This window comes from Nocardioides sp. (assembly GCF_041600255.1).
Lineage (GTDB): Bacteria > Actinomycetota > Actinomycetes > Propionibacteriales > Nocardioidaceae > Nocardioides.
In genome coordinates this window covers 1-17,775 of record NZ_JBFIKK010000070.1, presented here as the reverse complement: position 1 = coordinate 17,775, position 17,775 = coordinate 1, and the positions used below count along the sequence as shown (strand labels likewise).

Annotated in this window: 14 protein-coding genes; 10 read left to right on the top strand and 4 right to left on the bottom strand. The window is 70.6% G+C overall.

Annotated features, from left to right (window positions below; genetic code table 11):
- Nucleotides 1-448 precede the first annotated feature (448 nt).
- From hflX to ABZE72_RS09910, 3 genes are all read left to right on the top strand, one after another.
- Entirely contained in the window at nt 449-1,804 is a 1,356-nt protein-coding gene (gene hflX / locus ABZE72_RS09920) for a GTPase HflX (protein WP_372728865.1), read from the top strand.
- 123 nt (nt 1,805-1,927) lie between these two features.
- Nucleotides 1,928-2,614, top strand: a complete 687-nt coding sequence (locus ABZE72_RS09915) for an SGNH/GDSL hydrolase family protein (protein WP_372728864.1) — start codon at nt 1,928-1,930, stop codon at nt 2,612-2,614.
- 141 nt (nt 2,615-2,755) lie between these two features.
- Nucleotides 2,756-4,834 carry an ATP-dependent DNA helicase gene (locus ABZE72_RS09910; protein ID WP_372728863.1) on the top strand — a complete coding sequence of 693 codons (2,079 nt, stop codon included), beginning with the start codon at nt 2,756-2,758 and terminating at the stop codon, nt 4,832-4,834.
- A gap of 8 nt (nt 4,835-4,842) precedes the next feature.
- On the opposite strand, the gene ABZE72_RS09905 is transcribed toward ABZE72_RS09910, so the two are convergent.
- From ABZE72_RS09905 to lexA, 3 genes are all read right to left on the bottom strand, one after another.
- Complete coding sequence (locus tag ABZE72_RS09905) at nt 4,843-6,183, bottom strand: alkaline phosphatase family protein (protein WP_372728862.1); 1,341 nt, start codon at nt 6,181-6,183, stop codon at nt 4,843-4,845.
- Nucleotides 6,183-7,925: an alkaline phosphatase gene (locus tag ABZE72_RS09900; protein WP_372728861.1), complete on the bottom strand. Its 1,743-nt coding sequence runs from the start codon at nt 7,923-7,925 to the stop codon at nt 6,183-6,185. Before ABZE72_RS09900 ends, ABZE72_RS09905 begins: the two co-directional genes overlap by 1 nt.
- Nucleotides 7,926-8,053: 128 nt before the next feature.
- Entirely contained in the window at nt 8,054-8,794 is a 741-nt protein-coding gene (lexA, locus tag ABZE72_RS09895) for a transcriptional repressor LexA (protein ID WP_372728860.1), read from the bottom strand.
- Between the two features lie 153 nt (nt 8,795-8,947).
- Here lexA and ABZE72_RS09890 point away from each other — a divergent pair, with 153 nt between their 5' ends.
- Both ABZE72_RS09890 and ABZE72_RS09885 read left to right on the top strand, forming a co-directional pair.
- Nucleotides 8,948-9,751, top strand: coding sequence for an SDR family NAD(P)-dependent oxidoreductase (locus ABZE72_RS09890; RefSeq protein ID WP_372728859.1), 804 nt, complete (start codon nt 8,948-8,950; stop codon nt 9,749-9,751).
- A 510-nt stretch (nt 9,752-10,261) separates the two neighbouring features.
- Complete coding sequence (locus ABZE72_RS09885) at nt 10,262-10,630, top strand: LysM peptidoglycan-binding domain-containing protein (RefSeq protein ID WP_372728858.1); 369 nt, start codon at nt 10,262-10,264, stop codon at nt 10,628-10,630.
- A gap of 111 nt (nt 10,631-10,741) precedes the next feature.
- On the opposite strand, the gene ABZE72_RS09880 is transcribed toward ABZE72_RS09885, so the two are convergent.
- Entirely contained in the window at nt 10,742-11,152 is a 411-nt protein-coding gene (locus tag ABZE72_RS09880) for a hypothetical protein (protein ID WP_372728857.1), read from the bottom strand.
- Nucleotides 11,153-11,248: 96 nt separating this feature from the next.
- Between ABZE72_RS09880 and ABZE72_RS09875 the strand changes: the two genes are divergently transcribed.
- The 5 genes from ABZE72_RS09875 to ABZE72_RS09855 all read left to right on the top strand — a co-directional run.
- Nucleotides 11,249-12,247: an ATP-binding protein gene (locus ABZE72_RS09875; protein ID WP_372728856.1), complete on the top strand. Its 999-nt coding sequence runs from the start codon at nt 11,249-11,251 to the stop codon at nt 12,245-12,247.
- Between the two features lie 318 nt (nt 12,248-12,565).
- A complete protein-coding gene (gene nrdR / locus ABZE72_RS09870; RefSeq protein ID WP_372728855.1) occupies nt 12,566-13,057 on the top strand; it encodes a transcriptional regulator NrdR in 492 nt (163 codons plus the stop codon).
- Nucleotides 13,058-13,233: 176 nt separating this feature from the next.
- Nucleotides 13,234-16,101 carry a vitamin B12-dependent ribonucleotide reductase gene (locus ABZE72_RS09865; protein ID WP_372728854.1) on the top strand — a complete coding sequence of 956 codons (2,868 nt, stop codon included), beginning with the start codon at nt 13,234-13,236 and terminating at the stop codon, nt 16,099-16,101.
- Between the two features lie 308 nt (nt 16,102-16,409).
- Nucleotides 16,410-17,108 carry a hypothetical protein gene (locus tag ABZE72_RS09860; RefSeq protein ID WP_372728853.1) on the top strand — a complete coding sequence of 233 codons (699 nt, stop codon included), beginning with the start codon at nt 16,410-16,412 and terminating at the stop codon, nt 17,106-17,108.
- A gap of 47 nt (nt 17,109-17,155) precedes the next feature.
- Nucleotides 17,156-17,775: nuclease-related domain-containing protein (locus ABZE72_RS09855; RefSeq protein WP_372728852.1), on the top strand; the 620-nt coding region annotated here is incomplete at its 3' end.

The window sequence follows — 17,775 nt, the reverse complement described above, 5'->3', positions numbered from 1 at the left end:
GTGAGAACGCCGCCGACCGCCAGCCCGACGACCAGCAGGGCGCCGACGATCCGACCGCGCGGTTCGTCGAGCCAGTCGATGATGCGCTGCACGCGACCACCCCTCCCGAGGGTGCACCCGGCGGATCCCGACCCCGCCCGAGGGAGTGCACCTTTACCTTGGCCCGGCCCTCGGGGTGTTGTCGATGGCCCATCTGGGCGGGTGCCGGGGCGTTAAGGGTTCGCGTCCGCTGGTGGGGCGACCTACATTGGAGTCACCCATGACGAATGCATCTGACTTCAATCTCGACGACGAGCTCGACGCCACCGAGGACTGGGACGACCCCGAGGCCGTCGAGGACACCCCTGAGCGTGACGGGGCCGACGGTGACGGGGCCGGCCGTGACTGGGCCGACCGTGACTGGGCCGACCAGCCCGACCCGGAGGAGGCCGAGCCCACCGCCGGCGCGATGGAGTTGGCCGAGCGGCACGCGCTGCGTCGCGTCGCCAGCCTCTCCACCGAGCTCGAGGACATCAGCGAGGTCGAGTACCGCCAGCTCCGGCTGGAGCGGGTCGTCCTGGTCGGCGTGTGGACCGGGGGCACCGTGGAGGACGCCGAGAACTCGATGGCCGAGCTCGCGCTGCTCGCCGAGACCGCCGGCTCCGAGGTGCTCGAGGCGATCTACCAGCGTCGGCAGTCGCCCGACCCAGCGACGTACGTCGGTCGCGGCAAGGTCGAGGGCATCCGGGAGATCGTCCAGGCGACCGGTGCGGACACGGTGATCTGTGACGGTGAGCTCGCGCCGAGCCAGCTGCGCAACCTCGAGGACAAGCTGAAGGTCAAGGTCGTCGACCGGACCGCGCTGATCCTCGACATCTTCGCCCAGCACGCCAGGTCGCGGGAGGCCACCGCCCAGACCGAGCTCGCGCAGCTCAACTACATGAAGCAGCGGCTGCGCGGGTGGGGTGGCCAGCTCTCCCGCCAGGCCGGTGGCCGGGTCGGCGCGGACGGCGGCGGCATCGGCGGTCGTGGCCCCGGTGAGACCAAGATCGAGACCGACCGGCGACGGATCAACACCAAGATCGCCAAGCTGCGGCGCGAGCTCAAGGAGATGAAGGGCACGCGTGACACCAAGCGGCAGGAGCGGCAGCGCCATGCCATCCCGTCGGTGTCGATCGCGGGTTACACCAACGCCGGCAAGTCCTCGCTGCTCAACCGGCTGACCAACGCCGGGGTGCTCGTCGAGGACTCGCTGTTCGCGACCCTGGACCCGACCACGCGGCGTACCACGACCAGTGACGGCCGGGTCTACACGATGAGCGACACGGTCGGCTTCGTCCGGCACCTGCCCCACCAGCTCGTCGAGGCGTTCCGCTCGACGCTGGAGGAGGTCGCCGACTCGGACCTGATCCTGCACGTCGTCGACGGCTCGCACCCCGACCCGGAGGGGCAGCTGGCCGCCGTACGTGAGGTCTTCGCGGAGATCGAGGCGTCGAAGGTGCCCGAGCTCGTGGTGATCAACAAGGCCGACGCGGCCGACCCGATGGTGCTGGCGCGGCTGCGTCAGCGCGAACCGCACTCGGTGGTGGTGAGCGCGAAGACCGGTGAGGGCATCGCCGAGGCGCTGGCGATCATCGAGAGCGAGCTGCCGCGCCCGGGTGTCGCCTTCAAGGCGCTGGTGCCGTACGACCGGGGCGACCTGGTCAACCGGATCCACCAGCAGGGTGAGATCGCGACGATGGAGCACACCGGCGAGGGGACGCTGGTCTCCGGTCGGGCGCACGAGGACCTGGCCGGCGAGCTGGCGGCGTACGCAGTCGACTGACCTGCCAGTTGTGGTTGGTCTCAAGCCGCTGACCTGCCAGTTGTGGTTGGTCGGGCGCAACCACAAGTGACGGGTCGGTGGATTCTGGCCAACCACAAGTGACGGGTCACCGATCATGGAGGGGTGACCTTCCGTCGACGCCACACCATCGCGGGCGGTGTGCTCGGGCTGCTGCTCACCGGGCTCCTGGCCGGCGGACAGCCCGGCCCGGCGGGTGGAGCCGTCGTGACCGGGTGCGAGCGCCACGCCGCTGCCTCGCTGGCGCGTGACGTCGTGGTCGGCGAGGGCCGTCGGGTCGTGGTGATCGGCGACTCCTGGGCCGTGGGCGCGGGACTCCGCGAGCCGACGCACTCCTGGCCGAGTCGGCTGCCGGGCGCCGTCCGGGTGGCCGGGTTCTCCGGCTCCGGCTTCAGCCGTACGGCGAGCCGCTGCGCCGGTGCGTCGTACGCCGATCGGTCGGCGGCGGCCCTCGCGCGCGGCGCCGACCTGGTGGTGGTCCAGGGCGGGCTGAACGACGTCGACCAGAGCACGGCCGCGATCGAGGCGGGGTTCCGGGACCTGGTGCGAGAGCTGCGGGGGTACCGGGTTGTGGTCGTCGGCCCGGCGATCGCGCCGGCCCGGGCTGCCGCCGTACCTCGGGTCAATGCAGTGCTCGGCCGGCTCGCCGATGAGCACGGGATCGCCTACGTCGATGCGACCGGCCGCGCGGACGACTACCTCCCGGACGGCCTGCACCTGACTCGGGACGGCCACCGGGCGTTCGGCGCAGCGATCGCTGCTGCACTGTCGGAGCTGCCCGGTCTCCGCTGACCTGCCACTTGTGGTTGATCAGCAACCACAACTGGCAGGTCGGCCCCCAGCGGAGCAACCACAACTGGCAGCTCAGCGCCCCAAACAGCAACCACAAGTGGCAGGTCAGGGGCTGTCCCCGGGCGCGGCTAGGGTTCTCTGGTGTCCGAGACCCCTGCCCGCCCGGCCAGCCCCACGGCCAGCCCCCCGGCCAGCCCCGCTGCCACCCCCACCGCCGGCGACGGGCCCGCAGTGCGCGAGGTGCGCGAGGTGCTCGCGGCCGCGGTGCGCGAGCTCGGCGGCCAGCAGCGCGACGGCCAGGTGCAGATGGCCGAGGCCGTGGCGGCCGCGATGGTCGACGGCACCCACCTGCTCGTCCAGGCCGGCACCGGCACCGGCAAGTCGCTGGCCTACCTCGTGCCGAGCCTGCTGCACCGCAAGCGGGTCGTCGTCGCCACCGCCACCCTCGCCCTGCAGCACCAGCTCGTCGAGCGTGACCTGCCCCGGTTGGTCGAGGCGGTCGGCGACGGCAGCCACGAGGGCGTCGACGCGTCGTACGCCGTGCTCAAGGGTCGCTCCAACTACGCCTGCCTGCACCGGGTCCGCGAGGGCGCCCCGGACGACCAGGGCGTGCTGGTCGAGGTGCCCGAGGGGTCGATGGCCAAGAAGGTCCTCGAGCTGCGCGAGTGGGCCGAGGCCGAGGCGAGCGGCAAGGGCAGCGGCGAGCGTGACGCCGCCCCGCGGCACACCGACCGGGAGTGGCGCCAGGTCAGCGTCGGCCACCGCGACTGCCTGGGGGCCGCCAAGTGCCCCTTCGGGCAGGAGTGCTTCGCCGAGCTGGCCAAGGAGAAGGCGGCCCGCTCCCACCTGATCGTCACCAACCACTCCCTGCTCGCGATCGACGCGATCGAGGGCGTCCCGATGATCCCCGAGTACGACGTCGTGGTCATCGACGAGGCCCACGAGCTGACCGCCCGGGTCACCCAGGCCGCCACCGACGAGCTCAGCGTCGGCGACGTCGAGCGGGCCGCCCGGCGGGCCCAGCGCTGGGTCGACGGCGACGAGGCCGACGAGCTCTCCGACGCCGCCGAGGCGCTGCGCGACGCGATCGCCGAGGCCAGGCCCGGCCGCTTCGAGATCGTCCCGCAGCAGATGAGCGACGCCCTGGTCCTGGTCCGCGATGCCGCCCGCGCCTGCCTCTCGGCGTTCCCGAAGGAGCCTGCCACCGGCTCCGGCGAGGCCGGCGGCGCGGACGCCGGCCGCACCCAGGCCAAGGGGTCGGTGCAGGAGATCTTCGTCAACGCCGAGCGGATGGCCGCGGACCTGGACTCCGACGTGCTCTGGCTCAGCGAGGGCGGCGACCGGATCCCGCCGCGGCTCTGCGTCGCGCCACTGCAGGTCTGGGGCCAGATGCGCGACAAGCTGCTGACCGACAAGACGGTGGTGTTCACCTCGGCCACCCTGATGCTGGGCGGCGACTTCTCGGCCGTCGCCACCAACGTCGGGCTCAAGCCGTCCGAGCGGGTGATCGACGACCCGCCCAGCCAGGCCGTCGACGCCCTGCCCTGGCGCGGGATCGACGTCGGTTCACCCTTCGACTACGGCCAGCAGGGCATCCTCTACCTCGCCCGGCACCTGCCGCCGCCCGGCCGCGATGGTCTGGGCCAGGCCCAGCTGGACGAGATCGTGGAGCTGGTCGACGCCGCCGAGGGCCGCACCCTGGGTCTCTTCTCCAGCCGGCGCGCCGCCGAGGCCGCGGCCGAGGCCGTCCGGGAGCGGCTGCCGCACCTGACCACGCTCGCCCAGGGCGACGCCCAGCTGCCCGAGCTCGCCAAGCAGTTCGTCAGCGACCCGCACACGTGTCTCTTCGGCACGCTCAGCCTCTGGCAGGGGCTCGACGTACCGGGAGCGACCTGCCAGCTGGTGCTGATCGACCGGATCCCGTTCCCGCGCCCCGACGACCCGCTGATGAGCGCGCGCCAGAAGGCGGCCGACAAGGCCGGCGGCAACGGGTTCATGCAGGTCGCCGCCACGCACGCCGCGCTGCTGCTCGCCCAGGGCGCCGGCCGCCTGATCCGGACGACGTCCGACCGCGGCGTCGTGGCCGTCCTCGACCCGCGCCTGGCGACCGCCCGGTACGGCGGCTTCCTCAAGGCCAGCCTGCCGCCGATGTGGACGACAACCGACCCGGCCATCGTCCGCAAGGCGCTGTCCCGGCTGGCCGCGACCGCCCGCGGCTGACCCGACTGTCAGATCAGCGCACGCCCGGGTCGGAGCCGGTTGCGCCCGTCCCAGCCACCCGGCGTACGACGGATCCCGAAGAACGCCGCGACCGTGGGTGCGACGTCGACGGTGTGGGCGCCCGCCGAGGAGTTCTTGCCCTGCGGCACGTTCGGGTGACCGCCGCCGATGAAGAACGGGATCCGACGGGTGGCGGGGTGCCCGTGGTTGCCGGGGATCGGGTTGGAGAGCTGATTGGGGTCGCTGAAGCGCCACCCGGCCTTGCAGAAGACGACCACGTCGCCGGCCTCGGGGCCCAGCCGCAGCCACGGCTTGTCGCGCCGGTGCGCGACGAGGACGCCGTCGACGCCGCGGGCGAGCTGGCGGATCCGCTTGATCGCCTGGTTGCGCTGGCTGTCAGGGCCGGTCCAGTAGACGAGGTCGGCGCCACCGTTGTCCTCGATCTGGATGTTCCCGGCCAGCAGCGGGTCGGCCTGCAGGACCGGCTGGAGGCTGACCAGGCGGTCCGGGTCGGACCAGTCCATCGAGTGGTCGGCCACCACGATCACGATCGAGTCCTCCCAGCGACCGCTGGACTTCAGCATGTCGACGAACCGGCCGACCAGCGCGTCGGTGTCCGCCAGGGCGACCTGGCGGGCGAGGCGCACGTTGGTGCCGGTGAAGTCGCTGTGCCCCATCCGGTCGATGTCGCCGAGGTTCACGAAGACCAGGTGCGGGTCGAACTCCTCGATCATCGACAGCGTGGCGTTCATCGTGAACAGGTCGGGGGCGTGTCCGGAGACGGGGATGATCGGCGCGGGCTCCCACCGGTGGGTGGGCCGCTCGCCGAAGACGCCGTACAGGTAGTCCTTGCTCAGCACGGTGCCCGTGGTGAAGCCACGCTGGTTGAGCTGCTCGATGACGGTGACGGCCTTGATGTCCTCGGGCCGGTCCATCGTGCGGCCCTTGCCCTCGGCGCGGTCGTAGATCGAGTTGGCCGGTACGCCGGTCCGGTCGGGCCGCACCCCGGTCATCATCATCACGTGGTTCGGGATGGTCTCCATCACCGGCATCGCGGAGGCCCGCGGGTGGTGCAGTCCGCCCTCGCGCAGCGCGAACAGGTGCGGCGTGACCGAGGCGGTGATCTCGTCGGGGCGGCAGCCGTCGACGACCAGGACGTAGGCCCGACGCTTCGTGTCGGGCCGCACCCGGGGTGCCGCACGGCGAGCAGCCTCGGCGGGCGCGGCGACCGCGGTCGAGAACAGCATCCCCGCCGCGCCGGCCTGCAGGAGGGTACGGCGACCGGTGCGGACCGCGGCCATCCCCTCGGCGAAGGCCTTGCCGGGCTCGTGGTTCGTCGGTTCACACATCAGGCACCTACCGGCTTGTCGACCTTGGTGACCCGGCCCGTGCCGGACTCGGTCTTGTACGAGGTGGACCAGGTGATCGGGGTGTCCTTGTCGGCCCGGTCGCCGATCACGAACCAGTCCATCTGGGCCCGGTCGGCGTTCAGGTCGAGGACCGAGAACCCGTGGCTGTCGAAGTCGAGGTACTTGATGTGGCGGTTGTTCGCCTTGATCCCTTCCTCGACGACCGTGCTGGTGACGCCGGAGGGGTCTCCGGTGATGTCCTTGAGGTTGTTCGAGGTGACCGAGGAGCAGACGAACTCCACGCCGGCGGAGTCGCCGACCGGGTACGTGGAGGTGTCGTAGGGCAGTTCGCACGCCCACCCGGAGTGGATGTCGCCGGTGATGAAGAGGGCGTCCTTCACCTGGTGGTTGCGGATCTGGTTGAAGACCTCGTGCCGGTCGTGGGTGTAGCCGTCCCACTGGTCGACGTTGTAGGGCAGTCCGTCCTCGGGCAGCAGTCCGGTGACGTCGTTGACCTGCTCGACGAGCCGCTCGGGAAGCGAGCCGAAGGTGACCGGGGCGATCATCACCGGGTTGCCGATCAGCTTCCACTGCGCCTTCTTCGACACCAGCGACTTCTTCAGCCAGCGCAGCTGCTGGCGGCCCAGGATGGTGCGATCAGGGTCGCTGACCCCGCCGTCGGGTGCGGGCACCGGGGGCGGCGTGGTGGTGTGCACCGGCTCGGAGCGGTAGGTGCGCAGGTCCAGCATGCTGAGCTCGACCAGGCGACCGAACTGCAGGCGCCGGTAGAGGCGGGCGCCGTCACCGAGGGCGGCGGTGTCGTTCATCCGGCACGGCATCCACTCGTCGTACGCACGATGGGCGCGGGCCCGGCGGACCAGGTAGTCGCCCTCGTCGGGCTGGTGGTTCTCCGCGCCGTCGTCCCACTGGTCGTTGGTGACCTCATGGTCGTCCCAGGTGACGATCCAGGGGTACTTCGCGTGCAGGTCCTGGAGGTCCTCGTCGCGCTTGTACTGCGCGTGCCGCTGCCGGTAGTCGGCGAGCGAGACCATCTCGTGGGCCGGCTCGTGGGAGCGGATGTCGACGTTCGACCGGCCGTAGCCGTAGCGCCCGGGTGCGTACTCGTAGAGGTAGTCGCCGAGGTGGACCACCGCGTGCAGGTCGTCGCGGGCCGCGAGGCCGCGGTAGGCGCTGAACCAGCCGGCCTGGAGGTTCGCGCAGGAGACGACGCCGAGGCGCAGGTTATCGGGCAGCGACTTGCGGGCCGGCGCGGTCCGGAGGCGACCGACGCGGCTGTGGACGCCCTTGAGCGTGAAGCGGTAGTGGTACCAGGTCTCCGGCTTGAGGCGGGTCACGTCGACCTTGACCGTGTGGTCGCGGCTGGCGCTGGTCACGAACCGGCCACGCCGGACGACCTTGCGGAAGCGACTGTCCTTGGCCACCTCCCAGGTCACGGTCACCTTCGGGCCGGCGCCGGAGCCGGGCGTGCTCTCGGGGGTCGGCGTGACCCGGGTCCAGATCACGCAGGCCCGGGGCAGCGGGTCGCCGGAGGCGACGCCGTGGGCGAAGATCGATGCGCTGCCCGGGCGGGCCGATTCGCTCTCCGCAGCCTGGGCGGTGGAGCTGCCGGCCAGGGTCGCCGCGCCAGCGATGCCGGCTCCGACGGTCCCGCCCGCCAGGACGGTACGGCGACCCAGGGGGCGCGCCAGGGGCGTGGTGGTGACGTCTGGGGGGATGCTCACATCGGTATTCAACGAGAGACCGCGGCGGAGGCTACTAGCGACACGGTGTGAGCACCGTCCGTTCACCGACCGGCGGCGCGACCGTCACCCGCGTCGATCCCTCTGGGCGGAGCCGGGACGAGCGCCCCTCAGACGCGCCGCAGCACCGCGGTGACCTTGCCCAGAATGGTGGCGTGGGTGCCGTCGATCGGCTCGTAGGCGTCGTTGTGCGGGAGCAGCCAGACCTGGCCGTCCTTGCGCTGGAAGGTCTTGACCGTGGCCTCGCCGTCGATCATCGCGGCCACGATCTCGCCGTTGTTGGCGGTGGGCTGCTGGCGGATCACGACGTAGTCGCCGTTGCAGATGGCGGCGTCGATCATCGAGTCGCCGGCCACCTCGAGCATGAAGAGCGTGCCGTCGCCCACCAGCGACTGGGGCAGCGGGTAGACCTCCTCGACGCGCTCCTCGGCCAGGATCGGGCCGCCGGCGGCGATCCGACCGACCATCGGGACGTACGTCGCGCTGGGCATGGCGTCGCCGATGCCGGTCTCGTCGTACGACGTCTCCTCGGCCGAGGAGATCGAGCGACGCGCCGCCATCACCTCGGGCAGGAACACCTCGAGGGCGCGGGGGCGGTTGGGGTCGCGCTTGAGGAACCCCTTCTGCTCGAGCACCTTGAGCTGGTGGGCCACGCTGGAGGAGCTGGTGAGCCCGACGGCCTCACCGATCTCGCGCATGCTGGGCGGGTAGCCGCGGACCTCGATGGCGTCCTTGATCGTGGCGAGCACGCGCATCTGTCGTGGGGTCAGTCCGGTGGCGTCGGGGGGGCCGTCGGGGAGCTCGCTGACGTTGCCGGTCGAGCCGGTGCCGGTGGTCCTGTTGCTGGCCATGCTGCATGCCTCCCGATCGCTGCCGTTCGCTCGGGATCGCCCGGGCTCGGTGCCCTCACGTTAGTGATGCGGGCGGCGCAATTCAAACATCTGTTCGAACGGCGTGTCGTCGACTCGCCGGTGGGACACGACGGGGTCTGGTTGACTCCGGCCATGACTGAGCCGAGGAGCACCAGCGTCGTCGTCACCGGGGCAGCCCGAGGGATCGGCCGGGGGATCGCCGAGCGGATGGTGGCCCGCGGCCACCGGGTCGTGGTGACCGACGTGGACGGCGCCGGCGCGCAGCGGACCGCGACCGAGATCGGTGCCGTCGCCGGCCTGGCCCACGACGTGCGGGACCCGGCGGCCCACGTCGCCGCCGCCGAGGTCGCGGCGAGCCACGGCGAGCTGGTCGCCTGGTTCAACAACGCCGGCGTCGGCGACGACGGCACCCTGGCGGAGATGTCGGAGGAGGTCGTCCGCCGTCTGGTCGAGGTCAACCTGCTCGGCGCCCTGTGGGGGATGCGGACGGCGGTGGCGGCCTTCGGCGCGCGTGGGGGCGACATCGTGAACACGGCGTCGCTGGCCGGACTCGGTCCGGTCCCCGGCTACACCGTGTACGCCGCCTCCAAGGCGGGGCTGGTCTCGGCCACGATGTCGGTGGACGCCGAGACCCCGGACGGGATCCGGGTGCACGCGGTCTGTCCCGATGGCGTGCAGACCGCGATGCTGGACGCGCAGACGCCCGGCGGGCTGGGCAACCTGCTGGTGCACTCCGGTGGGCCGATCCTCTCGGTGGACCAGGTCGCCGACGCAGCGGTCGGACTGGTCGGCAGCTCGCGGGTGGTGCGCAGCGTGCCGGGGTGGCGCGGTGGCGTCGTACGGATCGCGGCGCTGGCGCCGTCGGTGGCACGGCGAGGCACCGGCCTCTTCGCAGCGCAGGGTCGGCGGGCGCTGGACAAGCGCGCGGGTCGCTAGGGCTCCGAGAACAGGACCGCCCAGGGCCGGCGCGCCATCAACAAAACGCGCCGGCCACTGGGCTACGACCCCCCCCGGGTCGTGTCCATGGGTCCCGCAACACGGGGACCGTGAGGCGCTGGTCCTTCGGATGACCCCTGCTGTGACCGGCCGGTCAAGGGGGACTCTTCCGGCCGGTCACCTTGCGTGGGTCGCTCCGGGTGCCGGGCGCGCCTCCACGTCCTTTCTATCCTGTCCGATCGTCGCTGCGACATGGCCCGTTCGGGCCATCTCTGGCGCATCGACCGGACCATGACCATCCCCCGGGGGAGTCATCTCGGCGCATCCGGCGCTCGAACAGACGTTCGGCGTGTCGGGTTGTCGGATTCGAACACCTGCTCTAATGTCGCACACATGTTCGATCGAACGTCTGATCGAACGGCGGCGCCGGAGCGGGACTGTCGGTGGCCACCGTTAGACAGGTGATCGACGCAGGATCCACGGCTGACCGCCACTTCCCCAGGAGGTCCGATGAGCACCATCACGATGACCAGCCCCACCACCACCACGATGGCGTGGAGCGCCTCGGCGCCCCGCCGGCCCGGCCAGGTCCGACTGACCCGGCGCGGCCGCCTGGCGGTGTTCGTGCTGGCGCTGCTGGTGGTGCTCACGATCGGGATCGCGATCGCCAGCGTCTCCGCGGCGACCGACGAGGCCGGTACGCCCGAGCCCACCCGCGTGGTGATGGTCGGGACCGGCGAGACGCTGTGGGGGATCGCCTCCGAGGTGGCCGGTGACGGCGACGTCCGGGAGATGGTCGGCCGGATCGAGCGGCTGAACGCGCTCGAGACCACGATGGTCCAGGCCGGCCAGCGGCTCCGGGTGCCGCTGCAGCAGTAGAGCCACACAGACCTTCATCAGCCGACTCGACCCCGGCTGATGGGCCGGGGAAGACGGAGGGCGGGGCCCAGTGGCCCCGCCCTTCGCGGCATTTCTGGCCGGACCGCTGAGTCAGCGGGCGGCGCGACGCCCGCCGGGCAGGCGCGGCGGGGTGGGTGTCGCTGCCGTGGGGGAGTCGGGCGCGGGGTGGTCGCCGTTCTCGGCCGGCGGGGTCGGGCTCGGGGTGGCAGCTCCCAGGCCGAGGTGCCGGAACAGCCGGGCGATCAGCATCATCGCGATGAACAGGCAGGCGACGGCTCCCAGCGAGGCCAGCGCGAGGAACCCCCACGCGCCGGACTGTCCGCTGCGCGCCGAGGCGCCGAAGTCGATGGCGGCCTTGACCAGGTACCCCCAGGCGACCACCGCGAGGGTGACGCCCGCGGCCAGGCCGAGCAGGGGCACCGGGATCGCCGGGAGGGCGGGCAGGGAGCGCCTCGAGCGGGCAGCCTTGCGCGATCCCGCTCGCTTCCCCTGGTGCCCCACGCGGACATTGTGTCGGATGGGGCTCGTGTGTGGGGGAGTGACCCGCAACCCGTTCACCGCTCCGCGGCTCGTGCGGGATTCCTTTACCCTGAACGGGTGCAGGCTGACGGAAGGTCGACGGTGGCGGGCTCCTCGGCGAGCTCGCCCGCGTCTCCGGACGACGCCTGGCTACGGCTCGACCGGGCAGTGACGAAGGCCCCGGACCTGGAGACGCTGGCAGTCGGGGCGCTGGGTGCGCTGGCGTCGCTGCCGGGCGTCAGGCGGGTCGGCCTGGGGCTCTGCGAGGGTGGCGGGCGTCGGGTGCGCTTCCTCTCCAGCGACCGGCTCCATGATCCGCAGTGGTGCCACATCGATGCCTATGACGACGTACCCCTGACCGAGGTGGTGCGCACCGGGGGCACGATCTTCGCCGACCTGGCGGCTCTCGAGTCGCGCTTCCCGGGCGTGGTGGCGCGCCAGCGCGAGGAGTCGACCGCGGCGCTGGCCGCCGTACCGCTGCCGGGGACCGGCTCGGCGATCGGCGGCCTGGTGCTCTTCTACGACGAGCCGCAGGAGTTCGCCGACGACCAGGGGCAGCTGCTGCTGGCGTTGGCCGGGCGGATCGCGGACGCCGTACGCCGGATGCGGGCGGTGCGCGAGCCCGAGTGGGGGGACGGCCCACTGCCCGATCCCGGCGACGAGTTCGACGTGCGCCAGGCCGGCGTCGTCCTGGACGGCGAGCCCCGCTCGGCGGGGGTGGCGCGTCGTTTCCTGCGAGAGACGCTCGCTGCCTGGGGGGTCGACGACGAGACCAGCGACAACGCCCAGCTCTGCCTCTCCGAACTGGTCACCAACGTGGTGATGCACGCGCACAGCGGGGCCGAGCTGACCGTCCGGCTGGAGCGCGAGGTGCTGACGGTCGTGGTCCGCGATGTCGGCGGCCCGCGCAGCGTCGCGGAGGCGGTCGCGGCGCCGAGTCGCGACGAACTCGCGGTGTACGGCCGCGGGTTGCTCCTGGTCGAGGCGATCGCCGATCGCTGGGGGTCGCAGAGCGATGCGTCGGGGACCCGCGCGTGGTTCGCCCACGAGCTGTCCGGAGCGCGTCGCCCGAGCTAGTCCGTACCCCGGCGACACACCACCCGTTCGGACTATTTCCGCGGCCGTGCGAGCCGCTGACCTGCGGGTTTGCCGGGCGTGTGACCTGAGTCCCACCAATGTTCACCGAGCACTTGCGAAGCCGTCTGCTCGGGGCGTACGGTAACCACAACATCTAGTACTTACACGGGTGTAGTTATCCACATCTAGTTCACAGACCGGGTGGGGATGACTCACAGGTAACTGCTTGTTGTCCACAGTAAGACCCCTGATATCCACAAGCTGCAGGCCCTCCTGGGGGTCTCTGTGGCGACGCCTGAACTCGCGAGAGGAGCTCCCGTGCACTGTCCGTACTGCCGTCACCTCGACACCCGGGTCCTCGACTCGCGGGTGGCCGACGACGGCGGTTCGATCCGCCGTCGGCGTACCTGCTCGGTCTGCGCGAAGCGCTTCACGACCGTCGAGCAGATGCAGCTGACCGTGGTCAAGCGGTCCGGCGCGACGGAGCCCTTCACTCGGGAGAAGGCCGTCGCCGGCGTGCGCAAGGCGTGCAAGGGTCGTCCGGTCTCGGAGGACGACCTGGCCTGTCTCGGTCAGGCCGTGGAGGACGCACTGCGCGGTGGAGGTCTCGCCGAGGTGCCTGCTCACGAGGTGGGCCTGGCGATCCTGGGTCCCCTGCGCGTCCTCGACGAGGTCGCCTACCTCCGGTTCGCGAGCGTCTACCGCGCTTTCGAGTCGGCCGACGACTTCGAGGACGAGATCGCGATGCTGCGCGCCGAGCGCGCCCCGCTCGCCGAGCTCGTCACCACCCCCTCAGCCCCCAGCGGCTGACCCCGATCCGCCCGGCACGTAGTGGGGAAGCTGCGTGCCGGGCGCACCACCTGTCGGTGGTCCCGGGCAACCTGGACCTACCCCCAGCATTTCCCCGCACGAGCAGCCCTTTCAACGACAAACCCCCCAGCACGACCGACGATTTCAGTGACACGGGACAGGACAGAGGAGATTCCATGACCGAGACGGTGAGTGGCACGACCAGCGAGACCGACGGCGCCACCGCTGGTGGCCTGAAGATCGAGCGCGTCTTCAGCACCGAAGGAGTCCACCCGTACGACGAGATCACCTGGGAGCGACGCGACGTCGTCCAGACCAACTGGAAGACCGGCGCGGCCGTCTTCGAGCAGCGCGGGGTCGAGTTCCCCGACTTCTGGTCGGTCAACGCCAGCACGATCGTGACCACGAAGTACTTCCGCGGTGCCGTCGGCTCCGAGGAGCGCGAGTGGAGCCTGCGCCAGCTGGTCGACCGCGTCGTGAAGACCTACCGCAAGGGCGGTGAGGACCACGGCTACTTCGCGACCCCCGCCGACGCCGAGCTCTTCGAGCGCGAGCTGACCTGGCTGCTGGTCAACCAGTACTTCTCGTTCAACTCTCCCGTGTGGTTCAACGTCGGCACCCAGTCCCCGCAGCAGGTCTCGGCCTGCTTCATCCTCTCGGTCGACGACTCGATGGACTCCATCCTGAACTGGTACAAGGAGGAGGGCTTCATCTTCAAGGGCGGCTCCGGTGCCGGCCTGAACCTGTCGCGGATCCGCTCGTCGAAGGAGCTCCTCTCCTCCGGTGGCACCGCCTCGGGCCCCGTCTCCTTCATGCGCGGTGCGGACGCCTCCGCCGGCACCATCAAGTCGGGCGGCGCCACGCGTCGTGCGGCCAAGATGGTCGTCCTGGACGTCGACCACCCCGACATCGTCGAGTTCGTCGAGACCAAGGCGCGTGAGGAGGACAAGATCCGTGCGCTGCGTGACGCCGGCTTCGACATGGACCTCGGCGGCGCCGACATCACCTCCGTGCAGTACCAGAACGCCAACAACTCGGTCCGCGTCTCGGACGAGTTCATGCGCGCGGTCGAGGACGGCGCCGAGTTCGCGCTGCGCGGTCGCAAGAACGGCGAGGTCATCGAGATGGTCGATGCCCGCGAGCTGTTCACCAAGATCTCCCAGGCCGCCTGGGAGTGCGCCGACCCGGGTCTGCAGTACGACGACACGATCAACGACTGGCACACCAACCCCGAGACGGGCCGGATCACCGCGTCGAACCCCTGCTCGGAGTACATGTCGCTGGACAACTCCTCGTGCAACCTGGCCTCGCTGAACCTGCTGAAGTTCCTCAAGGACGACGACACCTTCGACGGCGAGCTCTTCGCGAAGGCCGTCGAGGTGATCATCACCGCGATGGACATCTCGATCTGCTTCGCGGACTTCCCGACCGAGTCGATCGGTGAGACCACCCGCAACTACCGCCAGCTCGGCATCGGCTACGCCAACCTCGGCGCGCTGCTGATGGCGATGGGTCTGGGCTACGACTCCGACGGCGGCCGGGCGATGGCCGGTGCAATCACCTCGCTGATGACCGGTGTCTCCTACAAGCGCTCCGGTGAGCTCGCCGGCGTCGTCGGCCCGTACGCCGGCTACGCCCGCAACGCCGACGCCCACAAGCGGGTCATGCGCAAGCACCAGGCCGCCAACGACACCGTGCGCACGCTCGGCATCGCGGACAGCCAGGTCCACAAGCTCGCGACCAAGGCCTGGGCGGACGTCCAGGAGATCGGCGCGAAGAACGGCTTCCGCAACGCGCAGGCCTCGGTGCTCGCCCCGACCGGGACCATCGGCTTCATGATGGACTGCGACACCACCGGCATCGAGCCCGACTTCTCCCTGGTGAAGTTCAAGAAGCTCGTCGGCGGCGGCTCGATGCAGATCGTCAACCAGACCGTGCCGCGCGCGCTGCGCAAGATGGGCTACCAGCCCGAGCAGGTCGAGGCGATCGTCGCCTACATCGCCGAGCACGGTCACGTGATCGACGCGCCGGGCCTCAAGCAGGAGCACTACGAGGTCTTCGACTGCGCGATGGGTGCGCGTGCCCTCAAGCCGATGGGCCACGTGCGGATGATGGCGGCTTGCCAGCCGTTCCTCTCCGGCGCGATCAGCAAGACGGTCAACCTGCCCGAGGACGCCACGGTCGAGGAGATCGAGGACATCTACCTGCAGTCGTGGAAGCTCGGTCTCAAGGCGACCGCCGTCTACCGCGACAACTGCAAGGTCGGTCAGCCGCTCGCCACCGGCAAGGGCGACAACAAGGGTCAGGACTCCAACGCCGGCGAGGCTGCCGAGGTCGAGACCAAGGTCGTGGAGAAGGTCGTCTACGCCCCGACCCGCAAGCGCCTGCCGAAGTCGCGGGTCTCGCGCACCACGTCGTTCACCGTCGGCGGCGCCGAGGGGTACATGACCTCCGGTGCCCACGACGACGGCCAGCTCGGCGAGGTCTTCCTGAAGCTCGGCAAGCAGGGCTCGACCCTGGCCGGCGTGATGGACGCCTTCTCGATCGCGGTCAGCATCGGCCTGCAGTACGGCGTCCCGCTGGAGACGTACGTCGCGAAGTTCACCAACCTGCGCTTCGAGCCGGCCGGTCTGACCGACGACCCGGACGTGCGGATGGCGCAGTCGCTGATGGACTACGTCTGGCGCCGTCTGGCCCTGGACTACCTGTCCTTCGAGCAGCGTGCGGGCCTGGGCATCTACTCGGCCGAGGAGCGCCAGCGCCACCTCGAGACCGGCTCGTACGAGCCCCTCGAGGAGACCGGCTCCGCTGCCGAGCTGATCGAACTCGACTCGGTCGTCGAGGCCGCCCCCGTCGTCGAGGAGGCGCCGAAGGTGGTCCGCGAGGAGGGTGGCCAGGAGGCCCGCACCTCCGCCGAGCTCTTCGAGAAGCTCACCGGCACCGCGGTCGACTCGCCGCTCTGCATGACCTGCGGCACGAAGATGCGCCCCGCCGGGTCCTGCTACGTGTGTGAAGGCTGTGGGAGCACGTCCGGCTGCAGCTGATCCTGATGTGAACTGGCGAGAGGCCCCGGTGAGCGAGTGCTCACCGGGGCCTCTTGTTGCGCGCTCGCGAGGTGCGCTCAGAGGTCGGTTCGGAGAGGTCAAGTCTTCGAACGGGGTGCCGATACCCCTGGTGATCGCTTATTGCCGCATCTGTTGCTCCGGAGGAGCCTGTGTCTCGAAGTGCCGGAGCTCTGCTCCTGATCGCTGCTCTCATGGTGGGCGGCTCGGCCGCTGCCACTGGCTCATCCAGTTCCTCGGACGGAGCTGCGGGGGCTGATCGGCCGAGCTCGGCTTCGGCACGCCCCCGCGTGTCATTGCAGCTGCCGAAGGAGGCGGTGGAGGGCGGTCGGATGACCGTCACCGTCAAGGTCGGGTCGGCGGGCAAGGCGCGGTCGGTGCAGCTCTTCAAGGAGACGACCGACTTGTGGGGCGGAGTCAGTTGGACCGCTGTGAAGAAGCGCAGGGTCGCCGGAAGGAGTTCGCTGCAGTTCACCGTGGTCGCCACCGACCACAACGCCGAGCGATACCGCGCGTCCGTCGCCTACGCAACGGGCAAACCGGTGACGTCGCGGGCCGCTCGGGTGACGGTGTGGCGGTGGGTGAGGCTCGGGTCTTTCGCGTCGTACTACTCAACTCCCGGAACGTCATCTGCGGAGTACTCGTCCTTCGCCATGAACGGTGCGCAGTACAAGGGCTGGCACGGCTACGGCACTTACCCGACGTGGGAGTCCCGGCACACGCCCGGACGACACTGCCGGGCCTTCAGGGGCGACTTCGGGGTGACCGACAGCTCTGCCGACGGCTCCAGCGCCGAGATCACCCTCGTCGCGGACGAGACCACCATCGCCTGGACGTCATCGAGGCTCACGCCCGGCATGGTGGAGCAGGCCGAGATCGCCCTGGCGATGCCGTACCGGATCAGCGTGCAGGCCCGGAACACCTCACCGGACGGGGTCCGCGCGTACCCCGCAATCGGGCACCCCGAGCTTCTCTGCACGGGCATCTGAGGGGACGAGACGTGGCGGGGGAATCAGCACGTGAAGCGGCGCGTCGCATGCGCGCGAAGGGCGAGGCGCTGCAGCGCTCGGCTGAGCTCTGGGAACGCGGGGCGGAGGGTGAGCAGGCGACGGCAGATGTGCTGGCTTCTTTGCCGCGCCACGCCTGGACGGTCTTCCACGATGTTCGCTGGCCAGGTCGCCAGTACGCCAACGTCGACCACGTGGTGGTCGGTCCCACGGGGGTATTCGTCATCGACTCCAAGAACTGGTCCGGCTCGATCACGGTCCGAGAGAACGTCCTGCGACAGAACGGTCGATCCCGCGAGGCCGCGGTATTCGGCGCTGCAGAGGCCGCAATCGCCGTGAGCCAGGTGGTTCCAGTGGTGATCCCCCAGCACGTCTATCCGGTCCTCTGCTTCGTACGTCCGGACCCGCTCACCGGGTGGGCACGCGACGTCATCGTCACCTCGACCAGCAATCTGCTGGAGATGTTGACGAGTCGCCCGGTAGTCCTGCCTCCGCACATCGCCCAAGAGGCCTGCCTGCAGCTGGATGCCATGTTCCGATCGGCCACGAGGCCCCCCGCGTCTTCACAGCCGCCACCCCGCCGGCCGCAACTCCCACCGACCAATCCGCGGCAGCGCCAAGGGGCTTCACCGGGTAGCCGGGCTCGGCG